The sequence below is a fragment of the Micromonospora sp. NPDC005710 genome, assembly GCF_040630995.1.
Classification (GTDB): domain Bacteria; phylum Actinomycetota; class Actinomycetes; order Mycobacteriales; family Micromonosporaceae; genus Micromonospora.
Genome location: NZ_JBEXYP010000003.1, coordinates 83,315 through 96,732, shown reverse-complemented (window position 1 = coordinate 96,732; position 13,418 = coordinate 83,315). Strand labels below are relative to the sequence as shown.

The 13,418-nt window shown below is 70.9% G+C and carries 13 protein-coding genes and 1 tRNA gene; 7 read left to right on the top strand and 7 right to left on the bottom strand.

The genetic code is table 11. From position 1 onward, the window contains the following. The first annotated feature begins 45 nt into the window (after positions 1–45). The 4 genes from ABZ406_RS04885 to ABZ406_RS04870 all read left to right on the top strand — a co-directional run bounded on the left by ABZ406_RS04885 (position 46) and on the right by ABZ406_RS04870 (position 4,067). A complete protein-coding gene (locus ABZ406_RS04885; RefSeq protein ID WP_357756008.1) occupies positions 46–462 on the top strand; it encodes a CBS domain-containing protein in 417 nt (138 codons plus the stop codon). 325 nt (positions 463–787) lie between these two features. Then, positions 788–1,159, top strand: a complete 372-nt coding sequence (locus ABZ406_RS04880) for an SCP2 sterol-binding domain-containing protein (protein ID WP_357756007.1) — start codon at positions 788–790, stop codon at positions 1,157–1,159. Beyond that, positions 1,159–3,219: a glycogen debranching N-terminal domain-containing protein gene (locus ABZ406_RS04875; protein ID WP_357756006.1), complete on the top strand. Its 2,061-nt coding sequence runs from the start codon at positions 1,159–1,161 to the stop codon at positions 3,217–3,219. Before ABZ406_RS04880 ends, ABZ406_RS04875 begins: the two co-directional genes overlap by 1 nt. Before the next feature lie 95 nt (positions 3,220–3,314). Then, positions 3,315–4,067, top strand: coding sequence for a lysophospholipid acyltransferase family protein (locus ABZ406_RS04870; RefSeq protein ID WP_357756005.1), 753 nt, complete (start codon positions 3,315–3,317; stop codon positions 4,065–4,067). Between the two features lie 65 nt (positions 4,068–4,132). Here the strand turns inward: ABZ406_RS04870 and ABZ406_RS04865 are convergent, their stop codons facing one another. The 4 genes from ABZ406_RS04865 to ABZ406_RS04850 form a co-directional block, all read right to left on the bottom strand. Further along, positions 4,133–4,855 (bottom strand): hypothetical protein, encoded by a 723-nt coding sequence (locus tag ABZ406_RS04865; protein ID WP_357756004.1) that lies wholly within the window; start codon positions 4,853–4,855, stop codon positions 4,133–4,135. A 72-nt stretch (positions 4,856–4,927) separates the two neighbouring features. Next, positions 4,928–5,641 carry a response regulator transcription factor gene (locus ABZ406_RS04860; protein WP_357756003.1) on the bottom strand — a complete coding sequence of 238 codons (714 nt, stop codon included), beginning with the start codon at positions 5,639–5,641 and terminating at the stop codon, positions 4,928–4,930. Further along, on the bottom strand, positions 5,614–6,822 hold the full coding sequence (locus tag ABZ406_RS04855; RefSeq protein WP_357756002.1) for a hypothetical protein: 1,209 nt from the start codon (positions 6,820–6,822) through the stop codon (positions 5,614–5,616). The genes ABZ406_RS04860 and ABZ406_RS04855 overlap by 28 nt, the downstream gene beginning before the upstream one ends. Next, positions 6,812–7,987: an ATP-binding protein gene (locus ABZ406_RS04850; RefSeq protein WP_357756305.1), complete on the bottom strand. Its 1,176-nt coding sequence runs from the start codon at positions 7,985–7,987 to the stop codon at positions 6,812–6,814. The genes ABZ406_RS04855 and ABZ406_RS04850 overlap by 11 nt, the downstream gene beginning before the upstream one ends. 341 nt (positions 7,988–8,328) lie before the next feature. On the opposite strand from ABZ406_RS04850, the gene ABZ406_RS04845 reads away from it, so the two are divergent. Continuing rightward, positions 8,329–9,327, top strand: a complete 999-nt coding sequence (locus ABZ406_RS04845; RefSeq protein WP_357756001.1) for a hypothetical protein — start codon at positions 8,329–8,331, stop codon at positions 9,325–9,327. A gap of 767 nt (positions 9,328–10,094) precedes the next feature. After that, entirely contained in the window at positions 10,095–10,397 is a 303-nt protein-coding gene (locus ABZ406_RS04840) for a MerR family transcriptional regulator (protein ID WP_357756000.1), read from the top strand. Between the two features lie 123 nt (positions 10,398–10,520). Here the strand turns inward: ABZ406_RS04840 and ABZ406_RS04835 are convergent. Further along, positions 10,521–10,593 (bottom strand) — tRNA-Arg (locus tag ABZ406_RS04835). A 160-nt stretch (positions 10,594–10,753) separates the two neighbouring features. On the opposite strand from ABZ406_RS04835, the gene ABZ406_RS04830 reads away from it, so the two are divergent. Continuing rightward, complete coding sequence (locus ABZ406_RS04830) at positions 10,754–11,449, top strand: hypothetical protein (protein ID WP_357755999.1); 696 nt, start codon at positions 10,754–10,756, stop codon at positions 11,447–11,449. A gap of 37 nt (positions 11,450–11,486) precedes the next feature. Here the strand turns inward: ABZ406_RS04830 and ABZ406_RS04825 are convergent, their stop codons facing one another. Beyond that, positions 11,487–12,644, bottom strand: a complete 1,158-nt coding sequence (locus ABZ406_RS04825; protein WP_357755998.1) for an alpha/beta hydrolase — start codon at positions 12,642–12,644, stop codon at positions 11,487–11,489. A gap of 166 nt (positions 12,645–12,810) precedes the next feature. After that, positions 12,811–13,230, bottom strand: coding sequence for an HPF/RaiA family ribosome-associated protein (locus ABZ406_RS04820; protein ID WP_357755997.1), 420 nt, complete (start codon positions 13,228–13,230; stop codon positions 12,811–12,813). Positions 13,231–13,418 lie beyond the last annotated feature (188 nt).

Genomic DNA, 13,418 nt, shown 5'->3' with positions numbered 1-13,418 from the left:
GGGCGGCGGGTAGACGGGCCGTGCCGACACCGAGAGGGGAGCACCATGACAACGGTCGGAGAGTTCATGACGACCCGGTTGGTGACGATGGACGGCAACGACACGCTCATCGCCGCCGCGCAGGAGATGCGTGACAGCGCGATCGGCGATGTGGTGGTGACCGACGGCGACAGTGTGGTCGGCATCGTCACGGACCGGGACATCACGGTCCGTGGTGTCGCGGAGAACATGGACCCGGGCGCGACCCGGTTGAACCAGATCACCACTCGCGACGTGATCACGGTGAGTCAGTACGACGATGCCGTGGCCGCCGCGGACCTGATGCGGACGTACGCCGTACGCCGACTCCCGGTGATCGACGACGGCCGCCTGGTCGGCCTCGTGTCGATGGGTGACCTCGCGGTCGAGCGCGAACCGCAGTCGGTTCTGGCCGACATCAGCGCCGACGACCCGAACAACTGACCCGTCCGCCGCGGCGAGCGCCGGCCCTCCCCACCCGGGAGGGCCGGCGCTCGCGCGTCCCCCACCCCAGGCCCCGACCCCCTGCCCCGTTGATCAAGAGCTTTCCGTCACGACACACCGCACGCATGACGCGAACCTCTTGATCACCGGCGGGGGTGGGGGCAGGGGGCGGGGGCAGGGGGTGGGGTGGGGGTCACCCGATTTGGGCGAGGTTGACCTGGGGGAGCGGCGGGGACCCGTGCGGGGACGTGCAACGCCGGCCGTCCGCGCGACGCGAGCGCGGTGGGTGGGATCCCCGGCCCGGCAACTGGGAGGAGCGGACCCGATGGTGGACGCGACCACGAGGTTCTTCGAGGACCTGGACCGGCGGGGGTACGAACCTCTGCTGGCCAAGACCTCCGGGACACTGCGGATCGACCTGCACGAGGGGGCACAGACCCGGCACTGGCTGCTGCGCATCGATCACGGCCGGCTGAACGTCAGTCAGGAGGACCGGGAGGCCGACACGGTGATCATCACCAGCCCGGTTCTCTTCGACGGCATCGCCTCGGGGCGTGAGCACGGCCTGGCCGCGTTGTTGCGGGGGGACATGACGGTGTCGGGCGACGCCCGTCTCGTGGTGCAGGTGGAGCGAATCTTCCCGGGCTCCCCGGACGCCCGTGGGCCACGTCGGCGCTTCGCCGGGGAGGTGCACTGATGGGGCAGAGCAACACGATCCGGATCCTGGACGGCAACACATTCGTCGTCTGCGAGGACACCGGTGACATCGAGGCGACACCGAGCGAGCCCACCGGGCTCTTCTCCATCGACACCCGCTTCCTGTCGACCTGGGTGCTGACAGTCAACGGTGAGCGACTCAACTCGCTCTCCTTCGACGACCTCCAGTACTTCGAGTCGCGCTTCTTCCTGGTCCCGGGAATGGCCACGCACTATGTGGACGCGAAGTTGTCGATCATTCGGGAGCGCACCGTGGGCGGCAGCTTCCGGGAGCAGTTGACCATCCTCAACCACGACGAGAAGCCCGTCGACCTGGAAGTCCGGATGGACGCCGCGTCGGACTTCGCCGACCTGTTCCAGGTCAAGGACGAGATCCTGAACAAGAAGGGCGAGATCTACACCGAGGTGGAGTCGGACCGGCTGCGGCTCGGCTACCGGCGGGGCAACTTCCGGCGGGAGACGGTTGTCTCGTCGTCGATGTCCGCCCGGTACGACGACAAGGGCTTCGCGTACACGGTGCACCTGGAGCCCAACGAGCAGTGGGAAGCCGTGATCGACGTCCAGACCCACGCGGTGGGGCCCGGCGGCCGGGACCTTCGTTTCGGGCTGCGCCAACACGGCGCCGAGCGGCTCGCCCTCCAGCACGACCTGGATCAGTGGATCGCCGACGCGCCGAAGGTCAACAGTGAGCACGGCCGGGTGGCCAGCACCTACCGGCGCAGCCTGATCGACCTGGCGGCGCTGCGCTTCTCGCCGCTGTCGCTGGGCGGCGCCACCCTGCCGGCCGCCGGCCTGCCCTGGTTCATGACCATGTTCGGCCGGGACAGCATCCTCACCTGCCTGCAGACGCTGCCGTTCACCCCGCAGTTGTCCAAGACGACGCTGCGCATCCTGGCGTCCCTGCAGGGCAGCCGGTTCGACGACTTCCGGGACGAGGACCCGGGGCGCATCCTGCACGAGATGCGCTACGGGGAGACCGCCGCCTTCGAGGAGCAGCCCCACTCGCCGTACTACGGCTCGGTGGACGCGACGCCGCTGTTCATCGTGCTGCTCGACGAGTACGAGCGGTGGAGCGGGGACGTCGCGCTCGTCAAGGAGCTGGAGCAGGAGTCCCGGGCGGCGCTGAGGTGGATCGACAACTACGCCGACCTGGTCGGCAACGGCTACATCTGGTACGAGCGGCGCAACACCGACACCGGCCTGGAGAACCAGTGCTGGAAGGACTCCTGGGACTCGATCTCCTACTCCGACGGCACGCTGCCGCCGTTCCCACGGGCCACCTGCGAGGTGCAGGGGTACGCGTACGACGCGAAGGTCCGCGCGGCCCGCCTGGCGCGCGAGTTCTGGGGTGACAGGGAGTTCGCCGACCAGTTGGAGCGGGAGGCGGCGGAGCTGAAGGAGCGGTTCAACAGGGACTGGTGGGTGGCCGACGGCGAGTATTTCGCCCTGGCCCTGGACCCGGACGGCCGCCAGTGCGACATCCTCAGCTCCAACATCGGGCACCTGCTGTGGAGCGGGATCGTGGAGCCCGACCGGGCGGAGAAGCTCGCCGCGCACCTGGTCGGGCCGCGGCTCTTCTCCGGCTGGGGGGTGCGCACCCTCGCCGAGGGGGAGACGCGGTACAACCCCATCGGCTACCACAACGGCACGATCTGGCCGTTCGACAACTCGTTCATCGCCTGGGGCCTGCGCCGGTACGGCTTCGCCGAGGAGGCCGCGACGATCGCCAACGGCATCCTGGACGCGGCCACGTACTTCGACGGCCGGTTGCCGGAGGCGTTCGGCGGCTACCCACGGGAGTTGACCAAGTTCCCGGTGGAGTACCCGACGGCGTGCAGCCCACAGGCATGGTCGACTGGTACGCCGCTGCTGTTGCTGCGCACCATGCTCGGCCTGGAGCCGCACGACGGTCACCTGGCGGTCGAGCCACGGCTGCCGGTGGGGATGGGTCGCATCGAGGTGCTGGACATCCCCGGTCGGTGGGGTCGGGTGGACGCGTTCGCCAGGGGTCGACTGGACCTGGACAAACTCGCCGACTGACCGATCGGCAGCCGAACCGGCGGTGGGCGCGTCACCCGCGTCGCCGCCGGTTCACCACCCAGCCGATCCCCAGCCGGTCAGGGTAGATTCTGCGAATGCCGGAGCTCGTGTACCCGCCCGTTATCGCCGCCGCCAAGACGCTGTTCCGGGTCCTCGACCTGAAGATCACCATCGAGGGCGCCCACCACGTACCCCGCACGGGCGGGGCGGTGTTGGCGAGCAACCACGTCAGCTACCTCGACTTCATCTTCGCCGGTCTGGGCGCGAACGCCTCCGGCCGGCTGGTGCGGTTCATGGCGAAGGATTCGGTCTTCACGCACAAGATCTCCGGCCCGCTGATGCGGGGGATGCGGCACATCCCGGTGGACCGGCAGGCCGGCGCGGCCTCGTTCCGTGCCGCCGTGGGCGCGCTCAAGAAGGGCGAGGTCGTCGGTGTCTTCCCCGAGGCGACGATCAGCCGGTCGTTGACCGTCAAGGAGCTCAAGAGCGGCACGGTCCGGATGGCCCGTTCGGCGAAGGTGCCGGTGCTGCCTGTCGCGTTGTGGGGCACCCAGCGCCTCTGGACCAAGGGCCGCCCGCGCACGCTCACCCGCCGGCACACGCCGATCACCATCCTGATCGGCGAGCCGATCAACCCGGCTGACTTCCCGGACCCGAACGTGCTGGCCGCCGAGCTGACCACCCGGCTCAGCGCACTCGTCGACAGGGCGCAGCGGAACTATCCGGACACTCCGGCCGGCCCGGACGACACCTGGTGGCAGCCCGCGCACCTGGGCGGCAGCGCGCCCACGCCGGAGGAGGCCGCCGCCCTGGACGCCGCCGCCGAGCAGCCCGCCACCAGCGCCTGACGTCCCGTCAACGACCCCTCACCTGGCCCGGCGGCACCGTGGAAGCCGCCGGGCGAGCGGTCGGGTCACCGGTGCCCGGATGCGGCGCCGCCCGCGAGCCCGTCCCACGAGGTCGGCTCCGGTCTGGAACGGTAGTAGTCGTCCCGCGAGTGGAATTCCACCGGTAACGAGCCGGGCAGCGTGATCCTGGTGTCGCCGGCCAGCAGACCGGGGCCGGCCCGCAGCAGGAGCACGTCGCGCTCCTGGGCCGACAGGTCGACGAGTTGCGGTCGGGAGAGCCGGAACATGGCCACCGCCCGCCGGACCTGCCGGGCCAGCGCCACGACCTCGGCTGCCGCTCCGCTGAGGGCGAGCGCCGGCTGTTGGATGGTACGCAGCGCGTCGCAGACGATCAGCAGCTGCGCCGGTGCGTTCGGCGCACTCGTCGGCAACTCCAGCCGGGACGGCCACTGCCAACGGATCTGACCGCTCATCAGGCCGTTCAGTCGGGCGGGCGGCCGGGCCCGGTGCGAGCCGTCAGCGACAAGGGACAGATGTGAGCCACTGCCCACCCAGCAGACCCGCTGGTCGGTGACTGTCACGGCGACCGGCTCGGGCATCTGCCAACGGCAGCGCACCTCGCTCGGCCCGAGCAGGTAGCCCGCGACCAGCAGCCGGTGTGTCCCGAGCACCTTCTCACCGGCTCTCGGGCGCAGGTTGTAGCGGCGGTCCAGGGTCGGGCCCACGTCGTCGTCGGGGGCGTCGAACCGGTGGGGACCGATGAAGAAGGGGGACGCGTCGGCGTGCATCGTCACGACCTTCCGGTCAGATGGCTGTGTACTGAAGCCTGGCGGACCGAAGGCCCTATGTCATGACGCCTGTTAGGGGGTCGGCCGGTCGTGCGTCGCCTGTGACCGGTAGATGCCGATCTCCTCCGGGCGGACGAGACCGTCCTCGATCGCACGGGCGAGTAATGCCGCCTTTGTGGCGGCGGGTCGCCCCGCCCGGGTGTACTTGATCCGCGCCCGATCCACGTACTGCTTGACGGTGTGCTCGCTGATCTGCATCCGTCGGGCCACCGACGCCTTCGACATCGACTGGAACCAGAGCAGCAGCGCCTCACGCTCCTTGTCGGACAGCATCGGCCGGTCGGGTCGCGGGTCACCGACCATCGCACCGGCAAGCGTCGGCGGGACGTACGGGCGGTCGCTCGCGGCAGCCAGCACCGTTTCCACGCAGTGTTCCCGGCCCTCGTGCTTGGCCAGGAACGCCACCGCCCCGGCGTCCAGGGCGGCGAGCATCGTCTGCGGGTCGGTGTGTTCCGAATAGACCACCACCCGTCGCCCGGCGGCGCTCAGCTCGGCCAGCTTGTCCAACGCCATCCGCCCGTGCAGCCGCAGGTCGAGCAGGATGACATCGGCGTCCGGTGCCGCCCGCAGGACCGCGTCCGGGTCGTCGCCGGTGGCGAGCACCGTCAGGCGCGGCTCGGTGGCGAGCCAGGCGCGGACCCCCTCGACCACCACCGGGTGGTCGTCGACGATCGCCACCCCGACCGGCCGGTCGCCGGTCACCGCCGCCACCGGGTCTGCGCCCATCTGATGTTCCCGTCCCGTTCGTAGAGGTACTGCACCGGCCCGTCGTCGTCCTGCCCTGGGGGCGCGCCGGTCGACTCCGGTCCCTCCCGGTCCGGCGTGACGAGGCTGACCACCACCTCGTCCGGGCTGGAGACCACTGTCAGTCGCGCCCATCCCCGGGCGTCGGCGAGGGTGCCGGTGAGCGGGTCGGCCAGCCGGCGGCGAACCTCCACCGGCAGCGGCGGCGGGGTGCCGATGGTGACCAGGTCCATCGGGAGGCCGTTGCGTTCCGCCAGGTCGGCGGCGGCTCGCAACTCGTGCAGCAGCGGGTCGGGAACGTCGTCGGACTCGGCGATCAGCCGGCGCAGCCGAGCGGCTGCCAGCATGCACCGGCGCTGCACCTCCGGGTCGTTCGGGTCGACGTGGCCGGCGGCCAGGTCACCGAGGACCCGCCCGGCCGCCGTACTGACCAGAGCGAGCCGGTCCCGACGTTCCTGAAGACCCCGCTCGGCGGCGTCCCGTTCGGCGGCGATCGCGTGACCGGCGGCCGAGACGGCGGCCCGTTCCCGGGCCAGGCCGACGATGACGGTGCTGCCCACGAAGACCGCCACCGGAAGGGAGAACGTGCCGTAGACGTACATCACGTAGCGGGCCACGTCGGCCGGGTCGGGGCCGTGCCAGAGCACGGCGACCAGGGCGATCAACGCGTGCGTGCCGAGCAGCGCGATGAGCCCCACCACCCGCCGGCCCCACACCGCCAGCACGAAGAACCAGCCGAGAGTGCCCCACACCCAGTTCGCCGCGGTGAACAACTGCCGCTCACCGGCGGCGGCGAAGACGGCCGCGTCGACGACGAGCAGCAGCCCGGCCAGCGGCCACGGCGGCAGCGGCGAGCCCTGCAACAGCCGTACCCCGGCCACCGCGCCGGTCCCGGCGACGAGTACCCAGGCGCCGAGCACGACCGCTGGCGCGGCGAACTCCGCGCGGGCGGACAGCACCGCCGGCAACGCGATCACGACGTGCCAGGCCAACGCGATGGCGACGGCGGCGATCCGGGCGCCCCGGTCGGACGCGTGCGCCACGGCCGCCGGCGCGGCGAGCGGCGCGGGGGAGACCGGCTCCCGGGGCGTCGGAACGCCCGTCCGGGGCGGGGCCTCCGCAGCGCCGGTGGGGTACGCCGGGGCGTTCAGGTCAGCCGACACCGGGCCACTCCAGTCGAATCCGGGTGCCCTCGCCGACCGCCGAGCGCACGTCGGCCCGCCCACCCACAGTCGCCATCCGGCCGCGGATGGACTCGCGCAACCCGTACCGGTGCGGTGGGACGGTGGCCAGGTCGAAGCCGGGGCCGTCGTCGGCGACCTCGACCACGACGCCGATCGCGTCCCTGGTCAAGCGCAGTGTGACAGCGGCGCCCGGCGCGTGACGGACCACGTTGGACAGCGCGGCGTAGGCGCTCTCGCCTATCGCGTCGGCCACCCCGACCGGGACGGCGCAGGACGCCAGGTCCAGCCGTACCGCGAGCTCGGGCAGCCGGTCGGCCACCAACCGCAACCGCCCGTCGAGCGGCACCGGGCCGTCGCCGGCCACCGGGCCGCCGTCGGTGAGTGAGACGAGGGTACGCAGGTCGGCCGCGCACCGGTCCTGGAAGACCGTCGAGGGCCCGGCCACCGCGCCCAGCCCCACCATCGTCAACGTGCCGAGCACCGTGTCGTGCAGATCGCGGTTCTGTTGACGTTCGGCCTCCCGGGCGGCACGGGCGACCAGCGCCTCCCGGGTCAGCCGTTGGTGTTCGACGAAGGCGCGGTCCGCCCGGCCGATGCGTCGGCGCATGACCGCCGCCATCATCGCCGTGCAGGCGGTCTGCGCCAGCAGTGTGGCCGCGTGTGCCCGAGCCTCGGTGGGATTGCCGGCCGCCTGCGCCCCGGTCACGTAGGTGGCGATCACCAGCAGCCCAGCCGGGATCGACAGGCGCGCCGAGGTGGTGGCCTGTGCGTTGATCACGGTGGTGCTGGCCAGCACGGCGATCCAACTGCCCTCGCCGGGCAGCACCTCGGGCGCCACCAGCACGGGAATGAGCAGGCAGGCAAGCGCGGTGACCGCCACGTCACCGGCGACGAGGGCGGTGCCGATGCCGTGGCGCAGCGCGCGGTGTGCGTACCACAGGGACCAGCCGGTCAGCAGGCCCACGGCGGGCAGCAACATCCCCTGCCGCACCGGCTGTGTCTGCACCGAGACGGCCACCGCCGCACCGAACAGCCCGCAGCTCAATCGCAGCAGCGCCGGCAACGTGGTGAAGATGAGGCCCATGGCCCCGCCGGCCGGATTGTCCAGCGTCGGCGGCACGATTGGGGTGGCAACGGCCGGCATCGGGAAGTGTCCTTCCGACAACGACCCGGTCCGGGTCCACACGGCGTAGATCGACATCGGACAATAGCATGGGGACTGTGACCGGGTGACCCCTTGTGTGCGGAGTGTCGCCAATGTGTCACTCTGTGTTGTTGGGCTGGAGGAGGTCCCACCGGTTGCGATAGAGATCGACGCGGGGCGTGATCCACTCGGGTTTGCGGAAGTCGGGGTGTCCGGAGCCGACTGACACCCCGACATTCTGAAAAGCGAGTCGATCACCGGGTGTGACGCAGTGACCACCCGGCCGGAACCGCGGGCCCTCGTCGTCCGTCTCATCGCCGGTGGAAAGGATGGTGAGCCGGATGCGCTCGTCCTGGACGGTACTGGCGGTGGCACTGCTCGGCATGGCGCTGGGCGGCTGCGGTGGCACGGAGAACGGTCCGGACATGGCCGACGAACGCGCTGCGGCCCAGATCGTCGACGGGTGGACCTCCTGCGCCAAGGAGGCGCCACGGGCCGGCGAGACGCTCTCGGTGCCGACGGAGGGGACGCCGCTGCCCTCCGGACGAGAGCCGACGATCGGTCGGATCGACGCCGCGTTCACCCCGGTCGCGGCGGTGATCTGCGGGCGGGAGATTCGGCCGGGTCGCGACGGCGGCCAGGAGCAGGTAGCCACCGAGCGACGCGCGGAGGGGATCGCGTCGTTGCTCACCGCACTGCGCCTCCCCGACGAGCAGGCCGACGGGGAGGTCGCCTGCACCGCCGAGATGGTGATCCCGCCGTGGCTGGCCCTGCTCGATGACCAGGGGCGCTGGCTGCGACCCCACCTCCCCACGGACACCTGCGACAGGCCACGCGCCGAGGTCATCGCCGCGCTGGCCGGGCCGCAGTGGACCACCGTCGACGTCCGGATCGTCCGGCAGATGGAATCCGGGGCGGCAGTGGCCGCCGGCTGCGCGCAGCAGTGGAAGGACATGGTGTGGGTGGAGACCCGGAACGGAACTCCCGGGTCGGCCGGTTCGGGCAACCGACCGGCCGCCGAGCCGCTACGCCTCTGCGTCTACGAGGTGCCCGCGTCCCTACAGGACGGCGAAAGACCGCCGGGCGACTTCGTGTACGGCGGGCCGCTGCCCGCCGAGCGCCAGGCGGGCGTGCTGCGGGCGCTGTCCAACCGTCGAGCGGTGGTCGACTGCGCCACCCCGGCGACCCGCTTCGCGGTGCTGCGCCCCCTCGACGAGTCGGGCCCCGAACGGTACGTGGAACTCGACGGCTGCCGACGGTTCCTGGTCGTACCGCCAGCCGGCGGGGCGCAACTCGGCCAGGGCGACGACACGCTCGCCGCCCTGCTCGGGCCCGTCTGAGGCCGCCGGCGAAGTCGCACCACCCGTCAAGGCGTCACCACGTGCGAAACGCCTCGACGAAGCAGGGCCCAACGGTCAACTTCAGCCCGTCGCTGCCCTGCCGGTCAGCCCGGTAGGGGCCTGCCGCGAGATCCCCTCGCCCGACCTCAACAGAAAATCTATGTCCGAAGCGCTAGACATCCTTGCCGCCGTCGACTAACGTTCCTCAAGTCGAAGACGGAGTAAACAAAGACGCAGACGTAACCGCCCCGCACGAGGGCGAAGGAGTGGGCCTGGCAATCGATGGCCCTGCTCGGTTAGGCGGCAGAAGTTTGCCGTAGTTCAGTAGTAGGTACGAGAAGTTGCTAGTGGTGACCGGGCGCGATATGCGACCGGCGTGACAGCGGGTGGGGCCGACGCTGGTTCAGGGCTGCACCCGAGGTGAGAGAAGTTCGTCGTACGTGTCAGGGCCAAGAAGTCGCGTGGGGCTCGGACACCGACGGACAGCACGAAGTAGTACGGCAGAGGAAACCAGAGGCAAGGGAGGGCACTACACCGTTGGATCGCCCGCACTCAGCTGCACTGCGAAGGCTGGGCGCGGACACCGCAGTTTCCATCGAACGAGAGGTGGTCTCCGGTCACGCATATGCGATCCTCGCGCCCGATGCCGTCATTGACGGCCGGTGCGGACAAGACAAGCCGACGTTTCGTCGGTAGATGGTGTTCCTGACCCACAACCCTTGGGCCCCGGTGCTTCCGAGCACCGGGGCCCTCGTTTTGGAGGTTCCATGGCTCAACCCGACGACATGCTCGACGACGAGGACTACCCCGCCTACACCATGGGCCGCGCCGCCGAGATCCTCGGCTGCTCGCAGGACTTTCTTCGCCGACTCGGCGAGGCGAAACTGATCGACCCGCAGCGTTCCAGTGGGGGGCACCGCCGCTACTCCCGCTACCAACTGCGTCTCGCCGCGCGCGCTCGCGAGATGTGCGACGCAGGCACCGACATCGTCGCCGCCTGCCGGATCATCATCCTCGAGGACCAACTGGAAGAGGCCCTGCGGCACAACGAGCGCCACCAGCAGAACTGAGCGCTTCCTCTACGGCCGGCGTCGTCCGCCACACGGTCCCTCCCCGTCCGGGCAGGGGCCGTCTGTCGTCAGTAGAAGCGTCTCGGTTCGGAGCGGAAAGCCGCTGACCTGCGGTGCGGTGGGTGCGCCCGGCAGGATTCGAACCTGCGGCCTTGGGATTAGAAGTCCCCTGCTCTATCCGCTGAGCTACGGGCGCGTGTGACGTGGATGTCGCGCCCAGAGGGTACCGCCGTCCCACTGTCCAACGACGAAAAGGGTGCCCGCGTCCACGTCGCCGAGCAGAGTCTCATGTCCGCCCCGGAGCGGGCATCCGGGTTACCGCGGACCGGCGTCGCCCCGGACCGTACCTTTGGCTGGTGTTGCTGGATTCCGACGCCGAGAGCGACGTCGCCTACGAGCTGTGCCAGGTCGTCGGTCGCGCCATCCTGCCGTACCGGTCCCCGGGCGACGTCGGCACCGCGTTCTTCTTCCAGGGCGGCGACGACCCGGTGGGGGAGTCGCTGTTGACGGCGGCCGACCTGGTGGTCGGTACGGGTGGTGAGTTGGGCCTGCGGTCGAGCGTCACCGAACCGGCGGGGGTCGCCCCGGCCGTGATCGCGGAGGCCGAGATCGTGCCCGGTTGGGCCCGCTTCCCGGGCGACGGCGTGGCGGTGTTGCCGACCGCCGGCCTGCACCGGTATGCCGGCGACGGCGGCTGGCGGTGGCGCGTCCAGCCGGTGCCGGCGGGGATCGCCGCCGGGCCTGAGGTGGTCGCCCGCCTCGGCGTCGACGCCGCTTCCGCTTTCGTGCTGGCCCATGGGGTACGCGACGACGGGTCGCGGCCGCTGGAGGTCGCGATCGAGCGCGTGGTCCGCGACGGGGACGCCGTGCTGATCACTACCGAACTGCCACCGGGGTACGTCGGCGCGCCGGTCTTCATCGTCCAGGCCGAGGCCACCGGCGAGGTTTCCCCGTACTGCCTGGGCCTGGTCCTGCCCGGCGTCGGCACGCACCAGGTGGCGACCTTCGACCGGATCCGTGCTCTCCTCCCGCCGACGCCCGGAGACGCCTGAGCCGCGCCCGCCGCCCGGTGCGGTCAGCCGGCGGGCGTCACCGCCCCGCAGCGTCTGCTGCCTGCTTCGTGACCTGTGCGGGGCCGACACGGCCTGCGTCAACCGTCGGCGCGTCGGCGCGAGTGGCATCGGTCAGGGTGGCATCAGGTGCTGTCGCGTCTGACCGCGCGGTAGTGGTCGAGTCGGCGTCGGTCGGCGCGACATCGGCCCGGGCCGGGTCTGACAGTGCGTCGGCCGGAGCGGTGGGGCCGGCGGCGAGGAACGCCTCGGCCCAGCGGCCCACCTCGTCGAAGACCTTCTTCCGTACGGCCGGGCCGGACAGGGTGAGGTCGTGCAGCCCGCCGTCGAAGCGGGCCAGCGTGACGTGGCGGCCGAGGCGGGGCGCGTAGCGGACCATGTGTTCCACGTCCAGCACGGCGTCGGCCAGTGTCGCGTTGTCGTGCCACTTGGTGCCCCTAAAGGACCGGGTCGAGCAGGCGAGGAGCACCGGCACCTGGATGTCCAGCCCGGCGCGGAGCTGGCGTTGCCCGGTGCGGATCGCGTTCAGCCAGCCGGCCCGGACCGGGAACCCGGCGAGCGGCTTCCACTCCAGGTCGTAGGTCCACTCGCCGCGGTGGTCGGAGTGGAGGCTCTCGCCGTACACAGTGCCCAACCCGAACGGGAGGATGCGGTGCGGCGCCCTGCGGCCCAGCCGGGACGCGGCGGCCGCGAGGGGTCGGCGGACCGCCCAGGGGGCGTTCAGGTCGAAGAAGGGGCTGTTGAGGACGAGGCCGTCGATGGTGCCGGTGTCGCGGCGGGCGTCCGCCCAGAGCGAGATGATCAGGCCGCCAGTGGAGTGGCCCATCGTAAGCAGGGTCTCGTGCCCGTCGTCCTTGCGGATGATCTCGGCGGCGGCGTCCAACTCGGGGAAGTAGTCGCCGATGTCGTGGCAGAAGTTCGGCGTCTGGCCCGGAAGCAGACTGCGACCGTATTTACGCAGGTCGAGGGCGTAGAAGTCCCAGCCTCGCTCGGCGAAGAAATCGGCCAGGTGAGTCTGGAAGAAGTAGTCGACGAAGCCGTGCACGTAGAGCACGGCCCGCCCGGTGGGGCGTTCTGCCCGCCGCCGGACCAGTGTCGCGACTACGGGCCCTTCGTCGTCGGCGCCCAGGTCGATCGTCTGCCGCTCGTACGGCGGCCCCAACACGTCCGGTTCCACGAACGCGACGCTACGCCGCCGCCCTACCCAGCGGTAGCCCACGCCCTGGCGATGTGCTCCCACCCGGCCCACTCGCCCCGCGATCTTGCGCCTGCTGTCCCGGCATAACGGGCGTTAGCCACTCTTCGGGAGCCGAAAGTGCAAGATCGCGGGGGTGGGGCGTGGGTCAGGCCGTTTCCGCGTCGGCGCGGGGGATCAGGTCCTCGGACTCGTCGACCTCGACCTGCGGCTGCGGGACGTCCCGCAGGTGCTTGTTGTGCCGAGGCTCCTGGCGGGTCTTGGCGTCGTTGAGCCGGCGCCGCAGGTCGTCGCGGACGTCGTTGAGGGCGGCGTGCAGGTCTTCCTCGCCGGAGGTCGTGACGATCTTCTGTCGGCCGGCGATCCAGCACTCCAGGGTGACCTTCTGCCCACGCGCCTCCCGGTCCTTCACCGACACCTCCAGCTCGGTGGCGTCGGCGTGGAAGCTGGCCAGCCGGGCGTCGAGGGTGCCGAACTGCTCGGCGATCCAGTTGCGGTCGCCCTGCGAGAACCCGGCGCCCACCCGCAGGCACTCGGCCACGGTGGCCGGGTTCGCCACGGCGCTCATCGCTGCGCCTCGGAAGCGTTCACGGAGCCGATGGTAGTGATCATCATGACGCTGACCTCTCGTCGACGTGGAGCTGTCGGTGATGCGTTGATCAAGTCCTTACCCAGTTCGGGAGGGCCGGGAAACCGTGGACGGCGGATCGGGCGGATCGGGCCTACCACATCCGGGCGTGATCAGGGCGTTGTCCA